General features: G+C 46.5%; 13 protein-coding genes. 3 read left to right on the top strand and 10 right to left on the bottom strand.

Features of this window, described 5'->3' with window-relative positions; genetic code table 11:
- Window positions 1–56 precede the first annotated feature (56 nt).
- A complete protein-coding gene (polA, locus tag F453_RS0113380) occupies window positions 57–2,840 on the top strand; it encodes a DNA polymerase I (protein WP_018968463.1) in 2,784 nt (927 codons plus the stop codon).
- Between the two features lie 1,346 nt (window positions 2,841–4,186).
- Here polA and F453_RS0113375 read toward each other — a convergent pair.
- From F453_RS0113375 to F453_RS0113345, 7 genes are all read right to left on the bottom strand, one after another.
- Window positions 4,187–4,765, bottom strand: coding sequence for a DUF417 family protein (locus F453_RS0113375; protein ID WP_018968462.1), 579 nt, complete (start codon window positions 4,763–4,765; stop codon window positions 4,187–4,189).
- 215 nt (window positions 4,766–4,980) lie between these two features.
- Window positions 4,981–6,996 (bottom strand): type IX secretion system anionic LPS delivery protein PorZ, encoded by a 2,016-nt coding sequence (porZ, locus tag F453_RS0113370; protein WP_018968461.1) that lies wholly within the window; start codon window positions 6,994–6,996, stop codon window positions 4,981–4,983.
- A 282-nt stretch (window positions 6,997–7,278) separates the two neighbouring features.
- The gene (locus F453_RS0113365; protein ID WP_018968460.1) at window positions 7,279–7,881 is read right to left on the bottom strand and encodes a non-canonical purine NTP diphosphatase; all 603 of its coding nucleotides are present in this window, start codon (window positions 7,879–7,881) and stop codon (window positions 7,279–7,281) included.
- Window positions 7,882–8,079: 198 nt separating this feature from the next.
- On the bottom strand, window positions 8,080–9,360 hold the full coding sequence (locus F453_RS0113360) for a M16 family metallopeptidase (RefSeq protein WP_018968459.1): 1,281 nt from the start codon (window positions 9,358–9,360) through the stop codon (window positions 8,080–8,082).
- Window positions 9,361–9,453: 93 nt separating this feature from the next.
- Window positions 9,454–10,632, bottom strand: coding sequence for a TlpA disulfide reductase family protein (locus tag F453_RS0113355; RefSeq protein ID WP_018968458.1), 1,179 nt, complete (start codon window positions 10,630–10,632; stop codon window positions 9,454–9,456).
- 825 nt (window positions 10,633–11,457) lie between these two features.
- A complete protein-coding gene (locus F453_RS0113350) occupies window positions 11,458–13,032 on the bottom strand; it encodes a RagB/SusD family nutrient uptake outer membrane protein (RefSeq protein WP_018968457.1) in 1,575 nt (524 codons plus the stop codon).
- Window positions 13,033–13,058: 26 nt separating this feature from the next.
- Window positions 13,059–16,211 carry a SusC/RagA family TonB-linked outer membrane protein gene (locus tag F453_RS0113345; RefSeq protein WP_018968456.1) on the bottom strand — a complete coding sequence of 1,051 codons (3,153 nt, stop codon included), beginning with the start codon at window positions 16,209–16,211 and terminating at the stop codon, window positions 13,059–13,061.
- Between the two features lie 1,970 nt (window positions 16,212–18,181).
- On the opposite strand from F453_RS0113345, the gene F453_RS0113340 reads away from it, so the two are divergent.
- A complete protein-coding gene (locus tag F453_RS0113340; protein ID WP_234398587.1) occupies window positions 18,182–19,042 on the top strand; it encodes a hypothetical protein in 861 nt (286 codons plus the stop codon).
- A gap of 306 nt (window positions 19,043–19,348) precedes the next feature.
- Here the strand turns inward: F453_RS0113340 and mutS are convergent, their stop codons facing one another.
- The 3 genes from mutS to F453_RS0113320 all read right to left on the bottom strand — a co-directional run bounded on the left by mutS (window position 19,349) and on the right by F453_RS0113320 (window position 25,097).
- Complete coding sequence (gene mutS, locus F453_RS0113330) at window positions 19,349–21,973, bottom strand: DNA mismatch repair protein MutS (protein WP_018968453.1); 2,625 nt, start codon at window positions 21,971–21,973, stop codon at window positions 19,349–19,351.
- Between the two features lie 85 nt (window positions 21,974–22,058).
- On the bottom strand, window positions 22,059–22,871 hold the full coding sequence (locus F453_RS0113325; RefSeq protein ID WP_018968452.1) for a DUF3108 domain-containing protein: 813 nt from the start codon (window positions 22,869–22,871) through the stop codon (window positions 22,059–22,061).
- 189 nt (window positions 22,872–23,060) lie between these two features.
- Window positions 23,061–25,097, bottom strand: a complete 2,037-nt coding sequence (locus F453_RS0113320; protein WP_018968451.1) for an Ig-like domain-containing protein — start codon at window positions 25,095–25,097, stop codon at window positions 23,061–23,063.
- Between the two features lie 1,162 nt (window positions 25,098–26,259).
- Between F453_RS0113320 and tssD the strand changes: the two genes are divergently transcribed.
- On the top strand, window positions 26,260–26,380 hold a 121-nt coding region (gene tssD / locus F453_RS15525), incomplete at its 3' end, for a type VI secretion system tube protein TssD (protein WP_309546381.1).

The raw sequence follows: 26,380 nt of genomic DNA, 5'->3' as shown, positions 1-26,380 counted from the left end.
ATCGTTATCAACCCCATTTTATTTCGTAATTTTACACGATATAACAATTAAAACTTATGGATAAACTATTCCTCATAGACGCTTACGCTTTAATATATCGCTCGTATTACGCCTTCATCAACAACCCACGAATAAACTCGAAAGGGCTTAACACTTCGGCTGTTATGGGCTTCTGCAACACGCTTAACGAGGTGCTCACCAAAGAGCAGCCATCGCATATTGGCGTAGCTTTCGACCACGGACTAACCTTTCGAAACGAAGCTTTTCCACAGTATAAGGCACAGCGCGAGGAAACGCCCGAAGACATTAAGCGCTCTGTACCCATCATCAAAGACATTCTTACGGCCTACCACATACCCGTGTTACAGGTTGATGGGTTCGAAGCCGACGACGTTATTGGTACGCTGGCGCTAAAGGCTGGCCAACAAGGCGTTGATACTTACATGCTTACGCCCGACAAGGATTACGCCCAACTGGTGCGCTCTAACGTGTACATGTATCGCCCGCGACATGGTGGCGGATACGAAACGATGGGTCCCGAGGAGGTTAACCAGAAGTACAACGTCTCTTCGCCCTTGCAGGTTATCGACCTCCTAGCACTGATGGGCGACTCGGCCGACAACTTCCCAGGCTGTCCGGGCGTAGGCGAAAAAACGGCATCGAAGCTTATCAACGAGTTCGGAACTGTGGAACAACTGCTCAAAAACACAGCCCAACTGAAAGGAAAGATGCGCGAGAAAGTGGAGGCAGCCGTTGAAGACATCAAGATGTCGAAGTTCTTGGCCACCATCCGCACAGATGTGCCGGTAGAACTAGATCTCGAACAGCTGCGACTAAAAGAACCCGATGCAACCAAACTGCAAGAGATATTTACCGAATTAGAGTTTAAGAGCTTTGCCACACGCCTGCTCAACAAGGCCGAAAAGCCTAAAAAGGTGGAGAACAGGCAGCTTTCTTTGTTCGACGAACCTGCAATGGCAGAGACCGACAACAGTTTGTTCGAACCTCAATCTGCTGCTTCGGCCAATCGCCAAACGATAGAAACAACGCCTCACGAGTATCATTTGGTACAGACCGAGGCCGACATGCAAGCCCTCGTAACGTTGCTTTCGACTGCCGATGTAATAAGCCTCGACACCGAAACAACATCTACCAACGCCATCGAAGCCCAATTGGTGGGGCTTAGTTTTGCCATAGAAGAGATGAAAGCCTATTATGTGCCCGTGCCAGAACAGGCCGATGAGGCGCAAAACATCGTGGATAGGTTCAAAGCTATATACGAAAATCCAAACACTTTAAAGGTTGGACAGAATATTAAATACGACCTCGAGGTGCTTCGTTCGTATGGTGTCGCCCTGCAAGGACCGCTCTTCGATACCATGGTGGCCCATTATCTGCTGCAACCCGAACTGCGTCATAACATGGATTTCATGGCCGAAGTGTACCTTAACTACGAAACGGTGCACATCGACGCGCTTATCGGACCGAAGGGTAAGGCACAGAAAAACATGCGCGAACTGGCTCCTAGCGAGGTATATAACTATGCTTGCGAAGATGCCGACATAACGCTGCAACTTAAAAACGTACTTCAACCCAAGCTTGTTGAGGCTGGCGTAGAGCGTCTTTTCAATGAAGTGGAAATGCCGTTGATACCTGTTTTAGCCGAAATGGAGTGTAACGGCGTGCGCATAGACACTGCCGCACTGAAAGAAACATCGCAGGTTTTCACCGAACGCATGCTGCAATTGGAGCAAGAAATCTACCAAGCGGCAGGCAAAACGTTTAACGTGGCATCGCCTAAACAGGTGGGCGACATTCTCTTTGGCGAGATGAAAATCATCGATAAGCCCAAGAAAACCAAGACAGGACAGTATGTCACCAGCGAAGAGGTGTTGCAAACGCTTCGCTCCAAGCACCCCATCGTGGCGCATATTCTAGATTATCGTGCACTGAAAAAGCTGCTCGGCACATACGTAGACGCTCTTCCGAAACTGATAAACCCACGTACGAGCCACATACATACATCGTTCAACCAAGCAGTTACAGCCACGGGGCGACTCTCTTCAAGCGATCCGAACCTGCAAAACATTCCCGTTCGTGGCGAAGATGGCAAGGAAATACGCAAGTGTTTCATTCCCGAAGAGGGCTGCGAGTTCTTCTCGGCGGATTATAGTCAGATTGAATTGCGCGTGATGGCTCACCTCAGTCAGGACGCCAACATGCTCGATGCCTTCCGCGAGGGTTACGACATCCACGCTGCAACGGCTGCAAAGATTTACAATAAGCCTGTTTCGGAGGTTACGCGCGATGAACGTACGAAGGCAAAACGGGCTAACTTCGGCATCATTTACGGCATAACGGTGTTTGGTTTGGCTGATAGGCTCAACATCGAGCGTGCCGAGGCCAAACAGCTTATCGATGGATACTTCAAGATGTTTCCGCAAGTGCAACAGTATATGGAGCAAGCCAAGGAGACGGCAAGGGCCAATGGCTACGTGGAAACATTCTTCCACCGCCGCCGTTACTTGCCAGACATCAACAGCGGTAATGCCACCGTGCGCGCAATTGCCGAACGTAACGCCATCAATGCACCCATACAGGGGTCGGCTGCCGACATCATTAAGGTGGCCATGGTGCGTATTTTCCAACGTTTCCAACGTGAAAACATACGCTCGAAGATGATTTTGCAGGTGCACGACGAACTTAACTTCAGCGTTCTTCCAACAGAGAAAGAACAGGTTGAACGTATCGTTATGGAAGAAATGCAAGCTGCCTACCCGCTCGATGTTCCTTTGGTGGCCGATAGCGGATGGGGAAATAACTGGCTAGAAGCACATTAGAAAGGTGAAAAAGGGAGTTTTAAAGGTGAAAAAGTGAAAGGGTGAAAAGGTGAAAAGATGGCTACGCCTACCACGCTTGCTCATTATAGAAGTGAAATAATAGCGTCATTTTCACTTTATGTTCCTTATGTTCTTCTGCCAAAAAAAAAGCGTAGAAAGGTGAAAAGATGGCTTTTAAAGGTGAAAAAGTGAAAGGGTGAAAAGGTGAAAAGATGGCTTCGCCTACTAACTTATCAACTCGTTAACCCATTAAGTTACGCGAGTTCGGGATAAAAGACGATGCTTTTTGAGCAAGATTAGATAAAAACGAATAGCTATATCACCAACTACCGCGTAGCGGTTGGTCTGTTGGTAGGGCAGGGTTGCGAATGAAGTGAGCTACCCTGTCTTGCAAATGGCATAACCAAACAAGGCCGAAGGTCTTGGTCTTTTTACTTTTACTGCAGCTGTTGTCCTGTCGATAGACGGATATTAAGGCAAATGTAATTGACGAATGACATTGTTTTTAGCTATTGGTTTATCCCCTAACAGATTGCTCAAACGTAAAAAGACCAAGGCCTTCGACCTAGCTTTGCTCACGTACAACTTAGGCAGGGTAGGTCGCCGTTGCTCCCAACCCTGCCCTATCAACAAACCAACCGCTACGCGGTAGTTGATATAACAAATTCCTCTTATCCCAAACTCGCGTAGATTATATGGGTTATTCCACTTCACAAGCCATCTCCCGATATCGCCACAAATATACAAACAGAGGCGTTTGTGAAGCAATCTGCACCGCTTCCTGCAACATTTCGAACCGCTAAAGCATAACGTTCGAAAAGCCACCAGCAAGCCTTTGCATTAAGCTTTATAATAAAACGCCTTGGTTTTGCTTAGATGGAACAGTATTCCATATCAACTGGAACAAGGTTCCAGATAAGATGGAACAAGGTTCTAGATGAAATGGAATGGGATTCCAGATAACATGATACAACGCATTTAAAAGCATCATGTAAACAAAGGGGTTAACTTTTGGAATGTCAAAGGTGAACTATATATTGATAAAAACATGGTCTGTGCAAACAGACCAATAGCTACATCGTTCGTCTTTTCATGCTCTCCCTACCCTACCAACAGACCAACCGCTATGCGGTAGCTGAGATAACGAATTTCTCTTATCCCGAATTGACATAAGTAATTGTTTGGAAACGTCCCTACCCCGCTTATATTTAACCCATAATAAAACGCGTTCGAGACATGGCCTCGAACGCGTTATGCTGTGCACCAACAAACCTTTTAAAGCACGTATGGTGCATTTTTATTTGTTATCTAAGGGCAATGCAGTAGGACCAAAGCCCGAAGATAACTTACTTTTTAAGTTGTTTGAGCAACTTGCCTGCCGTATCTGAAAGCAGGGTTATTGCTCCGGCCAATATCACGGTGTCTTTAATGACCAATCGGCCCGCACCCGAAAGCAAGGGGAAACCATGCTCGCCACTACCCAAATCGGGTACCCAACATTCGGGCGTTGTTATGAGGAACGATAGTGTTCCTAAGGTCATGATGATACAGAGCAGTTCGCCGAAAATACCAATTTTGGGTGAGAACATACCCAAGAACACCAAAATACCGATGCTCATGATAAGGCAGCCAAGACCATAAGAGAACACATAGGTGCGGTTTTCTTCGTGCCACTGGCGATTTTTCAACACCAGTTCGCCCTCCTTATTCTTATATTGCTTATACTCGGGAGCCTCCTTGGCATAGAAGAAACTCATAAACGGACTGTTGGCTACGAAAGGCACGATGCCATCGGCTTCGTAATGGGCAAACTTCAAGCCACCAATCCATACGAATACAATAAGGATGGCCACGCGAATGAGGTTCAACCCCGTTTGGCGAAGATTAGATGCCAACTCAAGAAATGCGATTACTTTACTTTTCATACTTTATCGATTAAAAACGCTCGCCCAGCAAAATGGGCAAATGGATGAATGATTATATACATACACAGACCTCTTACAAACGCATGTTAAGATGCATTATTATATTACAAATTGTAACATACAAGGTCTTTTAACCATGCAAAATTAATTCATTTTATGCGATAAGCAATGCAAAATAATATCGCTTATATCTATCGACACATTGAAAAAAGCTATCAGTTAACCACTGCCACCTTACAAGCCACACCGCTTTTACCCTCTTCGGTGGCTTCTAACACCACGTAAACACCACTAACTACACGCTGTCCGCGAAGATCGGTGGCATCCCAAGTAAACATTCCGCCGTTGCTTCGTCCTTCTTTCACCAGTGTTCCGTTGGGCGAAACAATCTTGATATAGGCATTTGGCGAAAGATTAACAATGCGAACAAGTCCCTTGTAGCCTGGTTCTACGGGGTTGGGATAGGCGTATGCCTCCCTATCATCGCCTGTTTGTGGCTCGGTGGCATCGCCTTGATAAGAGCAAAGGCCGTTATCGGTGGCGAAAAACACCTCGCCTTTTGTGGGATTTATGGCGATGCTGTTAATCGCATTAGAGATTAATGGACTGTTAGCACTGGTGAAATGCTGCACCTGTTGTAAGTTGTCGGCCGATATCAGGTAAGCCCCATCGTTTAGCGTACCCATCCATTTGCGGTTAGCACCATCGATGGCAATGTGCGTTATGTGAACTTCGTTAAGCAGATAGTCGGCATTGTTGGTGCCATCGTTACGTGGAATCTTAAACTGAACGAAATGTTTTTCTGCCTGATTATTGCGTATTTGCAAGTAAAGCGGTGCAACATTGGTACCTACCCATAGGTTTCCCTCACGGTCTTCGGTAACGCAAGTAACGGCGTTTACGTGTATTGCCACACCGTCTTGATTGGTAAAGGTGTTGTAAACGGTGCATTCGCCAGTGGCAGGTTTATAACAGGTAAGACTCGGAAAAATCCAATGGTCGTTGCAAAACCATACCCATCCACGACTATCTACCAACATCTTCGTCATGTTTCGCAGGCTAAGCCCATCGGCCATGAGCCGTTCTTGATGCCGGCTTTCCATCTGTTTGCCTCGCGGAATGGTAAGCAACGACTGGCTTCGCGTTTGACTATTGGCGAGCCAAAGGTTGCCTTGAGCGTCAAAATCAACAGCGTTTACGATGACATAATTGTTATCCAGTTCTACGCCCCCATCCACAGCGGGCAACAAAGGACTATTATCGCGATTGTAAAGGGTCTTAAAACGTCCGTTTTGAAACTCGTACAAGCCAGGTCGGCCACCTATAAACACATGGTTAGGGTCTAGTGGGTCTACCGCCAAACAGTTTATATCGTTGAATGCAATGCCCGTAGTGGCATACAAACTATCTTGATAGAAGGTCCACGAACCATTTGATTCGAGCACCTGCACCAATCCGGGATAACCCTTTTGCGTGCCTCCCGAAGCGAATACACCACCAACGGTGTACAATCGGCCTGCAGTATGCTTGATGAAATAGAAGTTGTTATATCGCGGTCCGCCTACGTTTGCCTTCCTAGCCGCTGCTATTAGGCTGGCATCGGGTGCTGCCTGTGGGTCGGCTTGATAAGCCCCTACCCTCACCCAATTGTTTTTATCGTTAAGATTAGCCGTTAACGAGGCTGCATAACATCCCACAACATCCGAATAAGCCATAATACGATTGCCCTCAATGCGCACCCAATTCACCTTAAAGCCAAGATTATACGTGTCGTTAATCTCCATTTTTCGGGCATCGAGCTTTATAATTCCGAAGCCCGTAGCGAGATAAGTGTTGGCGCCATAAGTGTTAACGCCAAACACCGTCTTATCTGCCATCATGCTTTTATGGTAGTAATCGGATAGGTTATGCACATCGCCATTGGGCATAACAAAGTCGATGTTCTGGTTATCGTACACCACCACAAGTCGCTTAGCCACATTGTTCCATGCGATAAAGGCGATGGGCGTGTCGCTAAGTCCGTTTATTCGGTCGAAGGTTTGTATGCTTTTATCGGTCGTGTTATAAGCAAACAAGCGTTTAGAGGCCAACACATAAAGCGTGTTGCCAGCCTTTTGCACCTGCGTTATCTCGCTGTATGCCGTGTAACTGCGCCATAAGGAGGCGTGAGCGGGCAAGCTAAGACACAATAATAGGGCGAGAAACAAACGAATAATAGAAGACTTGCGCATGTGGGAATTTATAAGTGGGTAAGTAAGTTTATAAGCTTTTGAGCATATAAGTTCATGAATTTATAACGTAAACGTATGGAAAATATTGTTTGTAAGGCACTGAGTTTGTGAGGAGGTAGGTTTTAGGAGTAAGCTAGTAAGTAATAAGTTTATGAGCCAAAGATGAGGTAAATTCGTATAAAACTATGTTTATATATCGACAGTACCTCATCGATCAACCACAAAATTAAATGCTCACAAGCCTAAAAAACTAAGAACTTATCTACTAAGAAACTCAAAAACTTACCTGCTAAGAAACTGAACTAGCTTGCCAACTGCCCTTGCCCGATGCGAAATTTGATTCTTTATGTCGGCCCCAAGTTCGGCAAACGTCTTTTCGTAACCATTGGGAACAAACAGCGGATCGTAGCCAAAGCCCTCCGTTCCATGGCGTTCGGTGGCGATATGTCCCTCTACTATGCCTTCGAAAAACATGGGTTCGTTTACGCCCAACGTGTTATCAGATGGAGCAACAAGCGCAATTACAGTGCGAAAACGTGCCTCGCGATGGGTGTTATCGGCTAAGCGAGAAAGCAATTTGGCCATATTGGCTTCGCTATCGTGCCCTTCACCACCTGCATAGCGTGCCGAATACACACCAGGTTCGTTGTTTAGGGCGTACACTTCTAAGCCTGTGTCGTCGGCGAAGCATGCCATACCATAATGTTCTAGCACATACTGTGCCTTGATAAGGGCGTTTTCTTGCAACGTAGAGCCTGTTTCGGGTATGTCTACGCCGCAACCGATGTCTTTTAATGATAGCACTTGCAGGTTGGAAGGCATAATTTGGCGTATCTCTTCCAGCTTATGTGCGTTGTTAGTGGCAAAAACGATGGTTGTGTTCATATAATTAAAAAGCCTCACCCCCAACCCCTCTCCAAGGGGAGAGGGGAGTGATATGCCTTGTTGTTAGGTGATTAAAATCTATATTTTGATGCTAGCCGTACTATTTGTACCAATCGGACTTATTCGAAAAAATCCGACAATAGCCAAAAAGCATTTGGCTTAACTACTTAACTCCATAACTACTTAACTTCTCCCTTACTACTTACTACTCCCTCCCTGATAAATCAGCGTGGTTAGTTTATCTTCGGCAAACACCTCGCGAGCCACGTTTTGCAGTTCTTCGGCCGTGATAGCGTCTATCTGTTGCAGCAAGTTATCGATGTGTTTCTCCTTATTGAAGTGAAGAAAACTTTTGCCGAAGTCGAGCGCGAAGCTTTCTCTGTTGTCGCAAGCCACACATATCTGACCTTTTATTTGTCTTTTGGCAGCCGCCAGTTGGCGATCAGATAGTGGCTTTTCGATAAGCGTGTTCAGTTCTCTTTTCACCAAACGCAGACAACGACGCATGTCTTTGGGATCGCAACCAAAGTAAACGCACCACACGCCAGTATCTGCATAACTCACCATATTACTCTCTACGTTGTACACAAGACCATTGCGTTCGCGCAAGGCGATGTTTAGACGTGCGTTCATACCTGGTCCGCCAAGCAAATTATTGGCCAAATAGAGGGGCAAGCGACGCTTATCGTAAGTGCTAAAAGCACGATTGCCAAGCATCACATGTGCCTGATGGGTGTCCATCTTGCGTATTATTTCTTTCGCTTGATAGGGTGGGAGAGACTCGCCTTCGTGCGTATCGATGTGCGGTAGGGCGTTGGGGAAATGCTGGGTGGCGTTCTTTAACGACCGAACAAGCCAACGAAAGTCTAGTTCGCCATACGCAAAGAACACCATGTTGCTGGGCCTATACATCCTACGGGTAAAGTCTTTAGCGTGTTCGGATGTGTATGTGCGCAACAAAGAAGCCTTTCCAAGGATGTTATGGCCAAGCGGATGACCCGAGAAAACAGCGTTTTCAAAGTCGTCGTATATCAATTCGGCAGGCGAATCGTTGTAGCTTTCAATCTCGTCGCATATCACTTCCACTTCTTTTTTCAGTTCGGCAGCTGGATATTGACTGTCGAACACCATATCAGTAAGCAACTTCACCGCACGTGAAGCATGCTCTTTGGGAATGGCCGCATAATAAACGGTGTCTTCCTTATTTGTAAAGGCATTGAGATCGCCACCTACACTTTCTAGGCAATTCAATATACTAAGTGGCGTTCGCTTGCTTGTTCCCTTAAACGAAGCATGCTCGCAAAAGTGCGCCATGCCCATTTCGCCCTCCGTTTCGTTGCGAGTGCCTGCGTTAATTTGGAAACCGCAGTACACCACAGGCGATGAAGAACTGCGGTGAATAATGCGAAGGCCATTGGGAAGAGTGGCTGTATTATATTTGTTATCCATACGAATGGCAGATTTGCTCGATGTGGTCATTGTGCATTTAAGTAAAAAAGGCGACGTGCGCTCGTCTCAAGCACACATCGCCGAATAAACCAAAATAAATATTACATGAAAAAAAACTGTACATTACAATAGCGCCTCTATCTCGGCGTCTAAGTCTTTAATCTGCGCATCACGCTTTTGCAGGGTGTTGTTTCGGTCGATGAGGAAGAAAGTAGGCAGCGTTTGCACGTTGTATTGTGACAATACGGCACTGCGCGTACCATTTCCGTCCCACACACTTACCCATGGTAGTGCAGCGGTTTTTGTCTTCCAGAAGTGCTCTTCGGGGTCGAACGACACTTGATAGATTTCAAATCCGCGATCGTGATACTTATTATAGATGTCGCGCATCATCATTATGCGCTTCAAACTACCCTCTGCCGCAAAGGCTTGGAAGTCTAAGAGAACCACCTTACCTTTCAAGTCGGTAAGCTTTCTCAAACGTCCATGGTTGTCGGTAAGGGCAATATCTATCACGCCAGCCACCTGAACCTTATCTGCACTGATGGTTTGACGAGCATTGTTTTCTAGAATACGCACGTTTTTCATTCCCTCGATGGCAATATTGTGCAGGTTAAGTCCACGTTCGGCCTTTGGAAAATAGGTGTCCCAACTTGTTGCCACGGCAGCGAAAACTTTCACATCGTCTTTGCTACTACGAGGATTAAAGATAAGGATGTTGGCATTTCCCAGCACGATGGTTTGGAAAAGGGCATAATAAGCGTATGCCTTCATGGGCTCTTTAAATATATAATTGAGCTTCACCTTATTTTTATACACCTCTAAAACCTTAGCCACACTATCTTCTACAGCCTGTACGCCCAGCGAAGAGCTATTTGCAATGGCCGCAACATGTGTTTGCAGTTCTAGCTGCATGTAAGCCAAGTCGCGTATTTTGATACATTCTTCAGACCCGCTAACCTCGTAATTGGCCGACATAGTAGGGTAGGCGGCCTTCACGGTGATATTTTCCGTAGAGTCTACGGCAAGGTTCACCATTTGATTGGCTATGCGCAGGCGATAGAATTCGGGTGCTTCGGGCGCTTTCTGCTTAAATTCGAATTCGCCGTTTTCGTCTAGCTTAACGCTATCTACTGCCTTAGGGCCATTAAGACTCATGTTTTCGAGATAGAGAACAGAATCTTTTGCTTGGGTGATGGTTCCGCTAACCCTGAACTTCTTTTCGGCGCACGAAGCCAAGCTCAAAACGGCCACACCCATAACAGCGGTATATAGTAATCCCGATACTTTTTTATTCTTCATTTCTAGCAAGTTGATTAACTTGTTTGCAAAGTTAAAATAAACCTATCAAAATACAAAATGGCAAGACGGTTATTTTTAAAGTGCGTGAGTTTATAAGTTTTTGAGTAACTTGGTTTTTCAGTTTACGAGGGGTTAAGTTATTGTGCAAGTGAAGTTTTTCAATGGTATAATTTCATCAACTAACCCCCTATACAAACTTAAAAACTAAAAATTTCAATCCCCGTTATCCACACCCACACAATTATTATCTTATATCTTTCCTTTTTAAAGAGAAAGAAAATGATGGTGATGATATGGCGTGGATAAGTTGATAACTTTTCTCTTTACGCAACGTGTTTTAGGTTATCAACATTAGAAAAAGGTTATGCACAAGTTATTAGGTGATCTTTCGAATTGTATGATAGTGCTTTACGTATGTTTTCCACATAACTTGATGGGGTAGGGCATTGTGCAAATGTTCATAACTTTTTTAGGTGTAAAAGTGTTGATAACGCTTGTATTTTGGCTAAATAACTTTGAAGTTATCCACGCTTAATTTGGGTTAGGGTGACGGTTGTGGATAAGTGGAAAGTTATCCACAGTTTTTTCGTGGGTTATCAACAAAGTTTTCCACAGGGTATGTTGGATAAGTGAGCAGGCGTATTAGGCTAATGGGGAGTTTTTAATGATAATTCGCGATTGAAGCAAAATAAATAATGGCGACCGCAATGCTATGGTATTATGCAAATACCAGTCTGCGGTCGCCCTTGTTTTAGGCGTGTTTTATAAATTAATTGTTACAACATAAACCCATTAAAGATGGTTTATATAACCCGCCTTTATTGCTTATTTGCTGGCGTAACCATCGTTTTGCGGACGCAATTTCGGGTTGCGTTGCATCTCGTTAAGCGATAATGGCCATAGCAAGTCAGAAGCTTTAATAACTGCTCCCGAACCATTGGTGGCTCCAACGAGGTCTACATAGGTTACCTTTCCTAGCTCGGTGGCCGATATATTAGGGAATTTCTTCGTGCGCAAACAATCGTCCCACAACTTATATTCTAAGGGGAACTCGCGTAAACGCTCGGTCCAACAAGCCTCAATAAATGCTTCTTTCGACAGTGCCGACAACTCTGTGGTGAGCGCTGCTTGTGTTTTACCCAGCGCCCTAGCTTGAACCATCGCCAAATATCCAGCTGCTTCGGGTGTAACAGTTCCTCCACTCTGCACCAAACTCTCTGCTGCATCGAGCAGTGTTTCGGCATAACGGTAGATATTCCAGTCCTTCGTGCCACGCCCTGTTTTAAGAACAGCCTCCTCATCAAAGTAATACCAGCATCCACGAGCGTCTGCACTGGGCGCAGTCCAGACCGAATCGTTGTTCGGGTTCTTATACTTTGTGGCGAAAAACTGCTGTTCTTGTCCGCGCAAGTCGTCTGCCGTGTAGATGTTCAGATAGCGAGCGTTGGGCCCATACACGCGTTCAAAGATGTTATAACTCTTAAATGCGTTTATAGCCGACGAAGAAAAGGCGTAGGTTGGTCGCCAACCGGTGGTCGATATGTCAGCATCATACTCCACTGCATAAAGCACTTCAGGTAGGTCATCTAAGGTTCTAAGCTTGTTATAAGCACTTTTCAGGCCCTTATCTTCATTTTCTGTGAGCGAGTATTTACCCGAATTGATAATCTGCTTAGCCGTTTCGCTTGCCTGTTGATACTTACCTTGCTGCATATACACCGCAGTAAGCGCCTGCAAAGCTACGTATTTGCTTATTCGATGACCATTTTTCTGCCATGTTTGGTCGGGAAGTGCGGCCACGGCTTCTGTCAAATCCTGTTCGATAAGCGTGTAGATGTCGGCCACAGGCGTACGTGGCTTTTCCAAATCGTTAACGTTCTTAGAGGGTTGAGTGGTCATTGGCACATCTCCAAACCACTTTACGAGCATGAAATAGTTGAAGGCGCGGAAGAATTTAGCCTCGCCCGACAACACTTTTCGTGCCTCATCGCTCATAGGTACTTCAGACATAGACTTCAAAGCACCGTTAGCAACGTTGATAACGCCATAACAACCGCCCCAGATTCCGTCCACAAAACCCGACACATTGTTGGTTTGTTCCTGTCGTGTAAGCGTTCTTGCATACGCGCAAACGCGCTCTTGGCCTTCGTACGAGTTGCTAAAATAGCCCGTAAGCATACCAGGAAGGGTCATGGCCGAGCCGATATAAGCACTACCAGCCGACGAATGGGCAGTTACTGCCGCTCTTCTATATAGTCCATTGATATTAGAACGAATTTGATCTTCGGTCTTATTGAAGTCGCGCGAGCTAAGGAGCGACTTGGGCTTTTCCTCCAAGAAGTCGTTACACGAAGCTAATACCAAGCATGCGCAGGCTGCAAATATAATTATTTTGTTCATTTCGTGTCTGTGTTTAGTTTATTTAATTAAAACGTTACATTAAGACCCAGGGTGAATACCCTTGAACGGGGAATAGAGAAGAAAGCCATGTTTTGACCGAACTTATCGCCTTGCGAAGTCATTTCGGGGTCGTAACCCTTGAAGTCTTTCGAGCAAAGTAAGAAGAGATTATTAGCACTTAGGTACAGGCGCAGTGCGTTAAGTCCCAACGTTTTCAATGTGGCGGGTGCAAAGGTATAACCCAGTTGCACCATGTTGCAGCGCAGATAAGAGCCGTCTACCACCCAACTGGAATCCACCGTCGTGTCTTGTCCGGCATGACTCTGTGAATCGTATGGGCTATTACTCAAGTAAAGCATCTGCTGCATGGTGTAAGGATTGGTACCATTGTATGCATCATAGAGAATACTTTTCAGTCCGTTGGTTATTCCGAAGCGGTCATACACCGAGTGATAGAATTGTTGCATGGTCTGAACGCCCGTAACAAATTGCATCTCAACCGTCAAATCCCAGTTCTTATAGTTAAGGGTGTTGGTCCAGCTACCCGTCCAATCGGGTATTCCCTTACCCAAAATAGACTTTTGTTCTTCACGTTTGGCCCTACCAACCATCTTCTTTGTGCAGCGTCCTGCCGCTTCATCTTCATCCGTCCACACGCCAAGTCGTTTGTATCCGTAGAAACTTCCCATGCTTTCGCCAACGCGTAAGATACCTTCCGAGCCGCCAACCCAGTGCAATATTTCGATGTCTTCGTCGTTCTTGCCCAGTTTCAGTATCTTGTTCGTGTTGTAATTCAAGTTCAAAATGGATGTCCAGGTAAAGTCTTTCGTACGTACGGGATAGGCTGTCAGCATAAAGTCGACACCCGAATTCTTCACTTCGCCGATGTTCTTATATACACTTCCGAAGCCGCTAGAATGCGGAATGGGCGTATCGAGCAACAAGTCGGTGGTGCGTTTATAATAATAGGAGAAGTCTAAGTTAACGGCATTGTTGAACAATCCGAGGTCGAAACCCACGTCAAATTGTGCTGTCTTTTCCCATTTCAGGTCGGGATTGGCTAGCGAACTGATGTAAGCCGCGCCAGCCCGCTTGCCATCAAGCAGTACGGTTCCCGAACCAACGCGGGCCAACGAACGATAAGTTGCGATTTCAGAGTTACCCGTTAGTCCGTAACTTGTGTGCAGTTTCAGGTTGCTCAGCCACGAACTGCCTTTCAACCAGCTTTCTTCCGAAACAATCCAAGCCAAACCTGCCGATGGGAAGAAGGCGTACTTGTTGTTCTCTCCAAACTTAGAAGAACCATCAGAGCGTGCTGTGAACGTAGCCGAATAGCGGTCGTTGTAGGTGTAGGCCAAGCGTAAGAAGTACGAATTCATCTTCCACTCGTCGTAGTTAGAGCCTGGCGGACGTGGATTTTTGCCCGTTCCCATGTTCAAGTCTTCAAAGAAGTCGCTCTCAAAGCTTTGTGCTTCTGAGTAGTTATACCTCGAAGCATACGCTTGCCACGACATACCCAGCATGGCATTCACGCGATGAAGGCCTTTTAAGGTGCGGTTATAGGTAAGATAAGTCTCTTCTTGCCAATACAGGTTGTTATGTCGGCCGTTCGCTGCCACACCTTGTTCGGTTTGCGAAATGTTATTCAATTCGCGCGAAGCATATCTCCTTGATTCCTCTGCATGCCAGTCGATACCCAGCTGCGTTTTAAGGTCGAGCCCTGGCAGAATATGGAACGTGAATGCAGCGTTACCAAACACCTGCGTGTTATAATACAAACGTTTCTGCATGTCGAGTATCATTACAGGGTTCGACATACCTTCAAAACCGAACTTACCCACCATTTCAGAGGGCGAATTAGATGTAGTATAGTTGCCTTCGGGTGTTCTAACGGGTAGCCACGGCAGCATCTCAATCATTGTTCGACGTGCTTCTTGTCCACCTCCACCCTCATCTGTATGCCTATCCCACGTGTGGTTCACCATCAGATTAATGCCCGTGGTCAGCCATTTGGTAGGTTTGGCATCGTAAGCAAGCTTTCCGCTGATACGCTTTGTCCACGTATTCTTCATTATTCCTTGGTAATCGCTGTAATTAAGGAAAGCACCTATCGACGAAGTTTTCGTTCCTTGTTGGATGTTCAGTTGGTGGTTATGCCCCACGGCCGTACGTGTTGCCTCCTCTTGCCAGTCTGTATCGTATAGTGGATTACCGTTAGCGTCGAAGTATCTGCGGTCGCTAAACCAGTAAGGACGTTTCAATTTCCAGTTGGTTCCTTGGTATTTGTTTTCGTTTTCAAGTCCTTTCATAAAGGCATCGCACCATTCTTGGGCGTTCATCACTTCCATTTTGCGTGCCATGTGGCGTATGCTTACCGAGCCTTGGTAACTCATCTGCGTGCCTTCTGTTCCTGAAAGTCCGCGTTTGGTTGTCACCATGATAACGCCATTGGCACCACGAGCACCATAGATAGCCGTTGCCGATGCGTCTTTCAGCACCTCGATGCTCTCAATGTCGTTGGGGTTCATCATCGCAAAGTCGTTCATCACCACTCCATCTACCACGTAAAGTGGGTCGGTAGAAGCGTTGATGGTGGCCATACCGCGGATGATGACGCGCGGAGCGGTGGTTCCTTGCTCCGAATTGGAGAAGATATTAACGCCCGAAACCTTACCGCGAAGGTTATCTAGCGCACCAAAGTTTTGCGCCTTAATCATGTCTGCGCCCTTGGCCACAGCGATAGAGCCTGTTACGTCGCTCTTACGCATCGTGCCATAGCCCACAACAACGATTTCGTCGAGCATGGCTTTGTTCTCTCCCAGCGTAACTAACACGTTGTTGTTATTGCCCACTGTGAGCGTCTGTGTGTCGAAACCGATGTACGACACTTGCAATTTGTCGCCTGGCTTGGCATCTACCGAGCATCGTCCGTTAACGTCTGTTGCAGCCCCGGCCTTGGTAGACATCACCACAACACTAGCCCCTACAACAGGCTCGTTGTTTTGGTCTACCACCGTTACCAGCACAGTGCCAGCTCTTTGCCCAGCCTGCGAAGCGTAAGGTTTCGCAGCAACATTACCTTCGGCATACGTTGGCATGCCATAGGCAAGTGCACACGCCAGCACGCCGTATAGCGATGCGCGCGTGGCTTTACTTAGTTTTCTTGCTTTTTGGGTCATAGTCAAATATTGAATGGTTAATGAATAGATTGTAATTTCCAAAATCTTGTTTCGTATTTCCGTGGTAGGTTTTCGCAAATATAGTCATAAAATACTTATATATAGTAACATAACAAAAATAATATTCAATATTGCAGTAAAGTTTAACGAATATTATTCGTGCGCATATCATTATTAAGATTTGTTCAAAAAAATATCTTAGGGTTACGGAATGCATATTAAATGGAATGTGTATGAGTTTTTTTGCGGTGGAAGGAAGTAGGTGTGGCTTCGTCTATAAGCAGACTATTATATACGCGTTTTGGCTAAGAAATACTTGTTATGTAAACTGCAACTGTGGGGTAGATGCCGTAATAGCTTTCTCGTGTGTTTTGAGCAAGGTTCAAAAGTATATATTATCTTATCTCGAAGAGGCATTATCATAAGTTGTTTGTTATCTTGAAACGGGGGTATTATTCATTTCCCGCCCGCCCGTTTATCTGTGATTGTTCTCTCGTTGATAAGCTCTTTTACTCAATGAATTAAGTACCCGTTGTGTTCCACATAAGATGGAACGGCATTCCAGATGATATGGAACAATGTTCCAGTTGATATGGAATGCTGTTCCAACTTGTCTGGAATGCGAGTACCACATAGCTGAAACACGGCGTGAGGTTAAAAAGCTATATATAAGGGCTTATTTTTGGTTTTGCAAATACTTATCTTTGTCGATGTTTTTTGATTTTCCGTGGGGCGTAAGGGTTTAAAACAAGTTTGGTGTTTTGCATAATATGCCTGTTCGATATAACAAATAACTCATCATAGCCTATGTGCATGTTAATGGCGTTGTGCAAACTACCACGTTGCGATTGCTTGAGTAGTAGCTACTTTTTTACCCATCTAATTTTGCTCAAGGCTGATTGTTTGCATCGCATCAATAACCTATACAATACGCGTTGGAGGAACAATAAACACTTGCTACGTCAACTACCGCGTTGCGATTGCTTGAGCAGTAGCTACTTTTTACCCATCCTATCTCGTTCAAAGTATATTGTAGGCATCGCATCAACAACCTATACAATACGCGTTGGGGCAATATAAAACTCTTGTTACACCAACTACCGCGTAGCGATAACTGGTGTAGTAGCCACTTTTTTACCCATCTAATTTTGCTCAAGGCTGATTGTTTACATCGCATCAATAACCTATACAATACGCGTTGGCGTTATATAAAACTCTTGTTACACCATCTACCGCGTAGCGATTGGTCTGTTGGTAGGGCAGGGTTGGGAGCGAGAGCTACCTACCCTGTCATAACGTGGCGTTTAAACCACACAAGGCCGTAGGTCTTGGCCTTTTTCCGTTGGTTAGTTTGCATGGGTGTGTTGGTTGTTTGCAGGTGTAATTTGGCATGTTGGAGGAGGAAATGGCATCAATAAACATGCAAAATAATAGCGCAACGAGGAGATTATTGTGCCCAATCTTCACCTTAAAGGAGTGTTGAACGAAAACAGACCAAGACCTACGGCCTTTTTTCCTCCACCATAGCCTAGGCAGGGTAGGTCGCTTTCGCTTCCAACCCTGACCTACCAACAGATCAACCGCTACGCGGTAGTTGGTGTAACAGATACTTATTGTTCCCCCAACGCGTATTGTATAGGTCGTTGATGTGATGCACACAAACGGCCTTGAGCAAAATTAGATGGGTAAAAAGTGGCTAGTACTCCAGGTGTTTATTATCCCAAAGCAGTGTAAGCTGATAACAAGAAGAGAAATGTCATCGTATATTAATGACAAATATTAAATTGAATGTGTCTTTAATAATGTGCTTAAACGTGTTTTCTAACATCTGAAAATTTTACTAGCCAAAGCGATAAATGTCTAACTTTGCACTTAATTAAACTAAAATCCATTTATCTATGAAATGTAAACAAAACCATTGGTTGGCATCGCCTATGTGGCGGTCAACCTTTAAGTTAACCGCAGGGGCAATGGCAATGATTGCTGTTTGTACCTTAGTGATGAGCCTTACGGCTTGCGGCAGTAAAAACGATGCTGATGAAGAATACGAAAGAGCAGGCATGAAAGCAGTGATAAAGGATGTTTACGACAGAGGGGAGGAGGTCTTCGATTACCGCATTGTGCGAGAAAATGATGGTGAAGTGTGGTACACCTTTGTTGTGAATGAAGTGAGCAATCCTGCCAGCTATAAGTACCATTTCAGTCAGAATCACGTGGAGAATAGCTTTGGTCACTATAATTCGATGATCGATTATGGAATATGGTTGTTTACGGAAGACAAATATAAGGCATACAAAAAAACAAAGGACTATGGGATGGAACATGCTGCACGAGTACCGAAGGGTGGTATTGATATCTTACCTAACAAAGCGTATTATCTGCGTTTTAAACCTTATCATGCAGGAACATTCGACTTAAAGCTGTCATGTACGCGGAAAGAGGTGAACAGTTCGAATGTTGCAACAGTTAACATGCCCATTACTTTTTATTCGGTTAATGCTTCAGGGCTGTATAGCTCAATACGTGATGATGCAAAGAAATATCTTCATCACGAGTTCTATTTTAGTGTCGAAGGCGGCCTTTCCCCTGGGGATATTCTTTTTAGGCCAGAGAAAGGTAAAGTCATTACTTGGCAAGTGGATTATGCTGGTGGACATTTTAAAGGAGATCTAAAAACGGATGGTTACATAAAATTCTACTCACGCAAAGAGCCTAAGGAGTATCTTACCGACGGGCGAAATAAAATCGATGCCATTACATTGTTCATTAACGGGCCTGAAAATAAACGTGGGAAGATCAAGCTTACCAATATTCGTATGCGTTATTTGTAATACCAACTATTCGTTTACTCTGTCCGCGTTGTCTTTTATAAAGAAACGATAACATTATCCCCAAACAAGCTCATACTTGTTTGGGGATAATTTGTTAGTGGTTGCTTATGGCATGAAGCCTTCTTGTTGGGTGCGGCAAAGTTGTCGGCAGTATGTGTAGCTTGTATCGTTAGGCACGGGCGAGGCGCGGAGAACGCGTTGGCGAGCCTTGTTGAGGATGTTTTTACCACGATTAGCAGCATATAGCAGGGCTGCCGATGTGCCCGTACTGCCTAAACAACTAACGAACACGGCCTAAACACACTCTTATCCGCCCACAATCTTCTTGATGTCGTTCAGTTTGTTGAGGGCTTCCATGGGCGTAAGGTTGTTGATGTCGAGGCCCAAAATCTCGTCGCGAATTTGCGAAAGCACAGGGTCGTCGAGCTGGAAGAAGCTTAGTTGCATGCCTTCACGACTCTCATCCAGGTGCTTAACACTGGGCTTGCCCACCGTTCCGCCCACTTGTGCGTTGTCGGCTTCAAGCTGTTTAAGCACGGTGTTGGCCCTTTTCACAATGCTTTTGGGCATTCCCGCGATGTCGGCCACATGAATACCAAAGGAGTGTTCGCTGCCTCCGCGCTCCAATCGGCGCATAAAGATAACCTTTCCGTTAAGTTCTTTCACGCTCACGTTGAAGTTCTTGATGCGTTTAAAATTCTTCTCCATCTCGTTCAGCTCGTGATAGTGAGTGGCAAAGAGCGTTCGTGCCCGCGCTTTGGGCTGTTCGTGCAAGTATTCTACAATGGCCCAAGCGATGCTAATGCCGTCGTATGTAGATGTTCCACGACCTAACTCGTCGAAAAGAACTAGTGAACGAGGCGAAACATTGTTGAGAATGTTCGACGCTTCGGTCATTTCCACCATGAAAGTAGACTCGCCTTGCGCGATGTTATCACTAGCCCCGACGCGCGTAAAGATTTTATCTACCAGTCCGACGCGTGCACTTTCGGCAGGAACGAAGCAGCCAATCTGCGCTAAGAGCACGATTAAGGCCGTCTGTCGCAATAGCGCCGACTTACCAGCCATATTCGGACCCGTGATGATAATTATCTGTTGGCGTTCGGTATCTAACCGAATGTCGTTGGGAACATAGTGTTCGCCAGGCGGAAGCTGTGTTTCGATAACGGGATGTCTACCTTGGCGTATGTCAAGGGCATCGCTATCTTCTATCACAGGACGCACATAGCGGTTTTCTTCAGCCGTTTTGGCGAAGCTCAACAGGCAGTCTAGGCGTGCCACCACGTTGGCATTGATTTGTATTTGAGGGATAAACTCTTGCGTGGCAGTAACCAACTCGTTAAACAGACGTTCTTCTAGCGACTGTATTTTCTCGTCGGCGCCCAGTATGCGTTCCTCATATTCCTTCAGCTCTTGCGTGATATAGCGCTCAGCTTGAGCCAATGTTTGCTTGCGAACCCACTCTTCTGGCACCTTATCTTTATATGTGTTGCGCACTTCGAGATAATAGCCGAACACGTTGTTGTAACCTATCTTGAGGCTACTAATGCCTGTTGCCTCGGCTTCGCGTTGCTGAATGTCGATGAGGAAATCGCGTCCGCCACGCGAGATGTTGCGAAGTTCGTCCAACTCAGGACTAAATCCCTCGGCAATGACATTGCCGCGGTTCACCACCAGTGGTGGATCGGGTTGTATTTCATGCTCAATGAGGTCGCGCAGACTCTCGCAAAGGTTCATCTGTTCACCAATCTGGCGTATCGTTTCGTTGTCGGACTCCAAGCAAGCAATCTTCAATGGCTGTATGGCTTGCAGCGCATTCTTAAGCTGAACCATCTCGCGGGGCGACACACGACCAACGGCTACCTTCGAGATAATGCGTTCGAGGTCGCCGATACGATGTAATTGCTCGTCGAGAAGGGCGCGATATTCGGGGTAGCGGAAGATGTAATCCACCACGTCAAGTCGTTGTTCGATGGGCTTCACCTCTTTAAGTGGGAACACCAACCATCGTCTTAGCAGACGTCCGCCCATGGCCGTGACGGTGCGATCAACAACATTGAGCAGCGATGCGCCATCGTCTTGCATGGGTTGTATCAGCTCGAGCGAGCGAATGGTAAATTTATCAAGTCGCACATAACGGTCTTCTTCGATAAGCGCAAGCGACGTTATGTGCCCGATGTTGGTGTGTTGGGTAATCTCGAGGTATTGCATGATGGCCCCAGCAGCCACCACACCGCTTTGCACATGTTCAACTCCGAACCCCTTGAGGTTTTGTGTGCCAAAGTGTTTAAGCAGCTTTTGGCGTGCCGTTTGTTCGGTAAACACCCAGTCATCCAGTTCGAACACGCAATGTTTGTTGCCAAAATAGCGTTCAAAGTCTTTCTTATGTGTGCGTTCGTAAAGCACTTCCTTGGGCGCAAAGCTACCAAGAAGCTTCTCAACATAGTCGAACGAGCCTTGCCCCGTGATGAATTCGCCCGTAGAGATGTCGAGAAACGCCACCCCACAAGCCGTTTTCCCGAAGTGAATGGCCGCCAAGAAGTTGTTCTCCTTATAGTTTAGCACAGTGTCGCCCATGGCTACTCCTGGCGTAACCAGTTCGGTTATGCCGCGTTTTACGAGCGTTTTCGTTAGCTTCGGGTCTTCCAATTGGTCGCAGATAGCCACGCGTTTGCCCGCCCTGATGAGTTTAGGCAGGTAGGTATCCAGTGCGTGATGGGGGAAACCAGCCATCTCCGTGGCATCGCTATTGCCTTTGTTGTTGCGCTTGGTGAGGGTAATTCCCAGCACGCGCGATGCCTCTACGGCGTCTTCGCTGTATGTTTCGTAGAAGTCGCCGCAACGGAAAAGCAACAAGGCATCGGGGTGTTTGGCCTTGAAAGAGTAAAATTGCTTCATCATGGGGGTTAGCCCCTGATCGTTTTGCGCCATTTTTTAGTGGATTTATGAGGAGATAAGGAGGTGACGTTTTTTGAGTTTATGGCTTCTTAGCTTTTGCCTTTTCGAACGCTATCGCCTATTGGGCGTTTGACCCAACTGCACTGCGAAGGCCCTTCATGCCAACGAGGAACGCCTTGGCCGAACCAAATTTGAGGTTCATATCTATGCGAACGGGCACGTGGTTGGCGTCGTCGGTTACGAAGAAGCGTGCTATCTCCTTGGGTTTACTGTTTGGTTTGCGCTCGATATAGGCCAATTCCAAGCACCGATACTTCGTCTTGTTATCGGCTTTCACGGTAGTTTTACCGTTGTAACGCAGTACGGCGGGTATGAATTCATCGCCTTCGGCCACCGTAAACGGAATTTCGTTGCCGCTTTTCCAACCCTCGGGGTTGAACGAACGTGCGCGCAAGAAGATGTTCATCATGTCGAACACGCACTCGTCGAGCGTTTTATTGCCCCAAAAATGATTGCCATCGTGGTATTGCCGATGTTGTTTTACGTGGCATTTGCCGTCGGGATAGCTGTAAAACACCTCATCTACCGTGTAACGGCTACCCTCGTGCGCCCCTTTTCGGTAGTAGAGCGGGGCCATATCCAAGGAAGAGTAACACAGAAGGGTGTCGCGCAGCACGAAGAAATTGTCTACCTTGCTGTTGCCACGTGTGATGAGGCTACCCCGATAGGCAGGTTTCCCGCCATAAACACTCTGTACCACCGACATAGATGCCGTGCCTGCCTTCACCCAAATAAACTTCCAGTTGAAGTAAAGGTTGTAAGTGAGAAACTCACCCGACTTAAAAGCGGTGTTGCGAAAGGTGCATTGCGCTTGCGTTTGAGCCGCCATGAGCAACAGGACGAGCATCAGCGCCAACTTTATCTTTTTCATCTCGTTATATCATTTTATAAGGGATGTCAGCCGTTTGTGGCTCGCATCCGCGGGTTATGGGATGGGGAAGCACTGTTGGGCGTCCCCTTTGCGGGTTTCGTTATCTTGAATTTGCACCCCATTTAGGGTGTGCACTATGGGTGGTTTGTCCTTCGTAGGCCTATTTCTACAGCCTATTGGCGAGGTGTTTTACTTCAATTCGGGAGGCAGAGGTATGCCCAATTCCAATGCCCGTTCCCTGTTTCGGCGTTTAATAGCCTTGGCCTTGTCGGGCTTTTGCTTGGTAATCTTACCCGGTTTTTGTTCGTTAAGCGGTTTACCTGTGGGGTTCCACGTACGGGTAGCGTCCCAATTGGCCTTACATTCAATTTCTTCGGGGAAGTAATACACCGTTTCGGGCTCTTCGTTGCGGTAGAAATCACCCGTGTCCCAACGTCCGTTTCCATTGCGATCTACGAAAAGACGCAGGTAATAGGTGGCAGGTTGCAGGTAGTAGAAGTTAGCCGTGCCAGCCACAGAGCGTACTTGTTTTACCACGGCATCTTGTGCATTGAGCAGCTGCACCACCACATTCGAGTCGGTTAGCGCAGTTAGCGTAACCGCAAGGGTGGCAAATTCGTTGTCTTCTTTTACCTTAAAGCCCTGCTTTATCTTACCCGACGCCACGCCGTAGATGTCGGTGAACGCCAACGAGTCTAATTCCAGACTGTATTCTACACCTGGTTTCCACTCGGCTTGTAGTTCCAGCCATCGCCGATGCAAGGTATTGGTGCCCAAGGGAGCCAAACTGTCGGCGCTTTCGCGCACCCTAAGCCTATAACGAGCTTCATACCACAGTGTGTCGCGCTTGCTATAAAGGTGCACTTTGGTGCTGTCAAGGCCCTGTAAGGGCGAGGGAATCTCAATTTGAACGTTCTCGTCGGGGGCAATGCTGTTGCCTATCTTCACCTCCACTTTTAGCGCTTCGGGTCGCATTTGCTTTTCGTAGGGATCGCCTTTCTTTTGTGCCTTCTCCTGAGCTTTCTTCCATTCCTCCGCTTTCTTTTGCTTTTCTTTCAGCCTTTTGGCGTAAGGCACTTTCGAGAGCACCTCTATCGTGTCGGTGTTCAGGCGCAGGTTGCCCGTGGTATCTGTACCCAAGTATTGCATTTGTATGCGCAGCGTGTCTTGATTCACCAGCATGGAGTCTTTAATCCAATAGGTTATGGTGTCTTTTTTTGCCGTTGGCATCACGATAAAGGCCTCTTCGGCATTCTTGAAGTTCAGTCCGCGCAGGCGAGGAAGCTCGTTATTGCCAGCCGTGAACACCAACGAGAAACACTCGGGCTTCGTTCGTTCGGCCTTGGTAAAGAAGCGGTCGGTTTGTGTATGGGTGAATGCGCGCAGCATCACGTTATCGGGTAAGAAGTGGGTATAGCTTACGCGCGAGATCGAATCGATGCGCAGAGAGTCGCGCCAAAGGGTGTCTTGGCGCACGTCGGGCTTCGACGAGGGTACGATAATTTCGCGATTGAAAGCCATTTGTTCGCTTTTCTGCGTCAGACGATAGTCGCCATCCACATCTTGCAGCGCGTAAATGCGATATTTCCCTGTTGCAACGCCACGTATGACAAAGTGTCCGCGCGCGTCGGTTTTTGCCACGCGCAACATCGGTTGTTTAAGAAAAGCGCTGTCGGCGAGATTGGCATACAGTCCCACCAGTATGCCTTTGATGGGTTCTAGGTTCTCGGCGTCGAGCACCCAGCCACTCACCTCCATCGTGTCGATATGTTCGCCCGTCGAGAAACTATACGTGTAGTTGCCCAAGGGGTTACCTTCGTTATTATCCGATATGGCATCCGAGAAGTCAATGGTATAGGTGGTGTTGGCCTTAAGCGAGTCTTTCAGTTCGATGTCAATGTTTTTTCCGCCCGCCTTAATGTCTGGCACTTCTAGCTGCGGTGGCGAAACCACCACGTTTTCCGTAGCATTGTCAATCTTGATAAACTCGTTAAAGCGAATATGCAGTTTGCGGGTGTTAACGCCCGTGGCCTTTTCGGCAGGCGAAGCACCCACCACTCGCGGTGGCGTTTCATCGTACCAACCACCATCGGGATTACCCATTCGGGCGCATGCGGCCATCAAGGCGAGTGTGAACAACAACAAGGCGAAACGCCACACCTTGCCCTTGTGGGCGTATGTACGTATAGTGTTGTGCGCCAAGTGCGTGTTGTTGCGTTCCTTCATATTGTCTTTTTACCTGCTGTTGCTTGTTTACACCTTATTATATATGCGGTGCTTACTCCTAATTATATAGCCTGCACGTTGTTATAACAACGCAATTCGGCATTCGGCAAAGGTAGCAATAAAAAATGGAAAATGCCTCGTTGTTAGGGAATATTTGGATTTTATAGACAAACGGAGTAGTGCATGGCGTAGGTCGGGTTAAGAAAACGTTTCGCGTTCAGCACCATCAGCGAAATAACTCTCGCACCAATGGCTTGGAAAACATGCAGAAATGGATGAGGTAAACTCAATGCCTTGCACCCGCTTTACATAATAAATACCCGCTTAATGCGCAGTAGTTTCAGTAGAACGAACCTTCCATTTCTTTCCAATTCTTACAAAATTGGAAAGAAATGGAATGCTTTTCGATTAGCAAAATGCCACCTGCAAGCCTTCGTGAATGCATGTGAAGCGGAGTAAACAGCGTGTGATCAGCATCAGTAGAGGGTTCTTTTCTCGTTCCCCGAACGGTGTATCTCCTTATTATGATAAAGCTCAAACAAGTTTAGAAGTCATTATTTGAAATCCCATAAATAACCCCTTGCAGTCATCGAATTAAGCTCCTGCCTTGTTACAGCTAAGTTGGACTCCTGTTCCAGTTGAATTGGAATGCCGTTCCAATTCAACTGGAACAGGCGTCCAGATAACATGGAACAGCCGTCCAAAACAGATATAACACAACGCTTAATGTAATAATGCGTCATCTGGGCTTAGTAGGCGTATTTCCGAAATGATGAAAATGCGAACGACGGAATGGCTAATTGGTGAGTTCAGGATAAGATACCATGCCTTTTGGACAAGACTGGACTGGTCAAGAAACGGCTATCATTAAGATTCGTTATGTAAAATTTTGATACGCGCCTCTTAGGTTTAAAGAGGGTTAATTTTTTGATCTTCGCATTCCTTTTTCTTGATTTCTTGGGGTTAAATGTCTAGATTTGCAACATCAACCACGTTTGGCCGCGTTCCTTATGTCCTGCCATGGAAAACAGCTGCGCATGAGGGGCTGAGGCGGAATCAGGCGGCGTTGACGGCGTTCTCTTTTCGTTGCCCTCGCGCATGGGGGAAATGGAAGGACAAGACGCATAGTGTAAATATTCAACAACAACCTAAAACAAGATTTATGAGTTCATTCAGAGCCACATTGGAAATGGGAGGTAAGGAGTACGACGTTCTGTATTCCAACTACGAGTTCAAACGCAACACCGACGCCAAGGGCAAGCCCGCCTCGAGCGTTACTGGCG

The organism is Hoylesella loescheii DSM 19665 = JCM 12249 = ATCC 15930 (assembly GCF_000378085.1).
Lineage (GTDB): Bacteria > Bacteroidota > Bacteroidia > Bacteroidales > Bacteroidaceae > Prevotella > Prevotella loescheii.
Note: the sequence above shows the minus strand (reverse complement) of the source record. Positions and strands in the feature narration are given on the sequence as shown.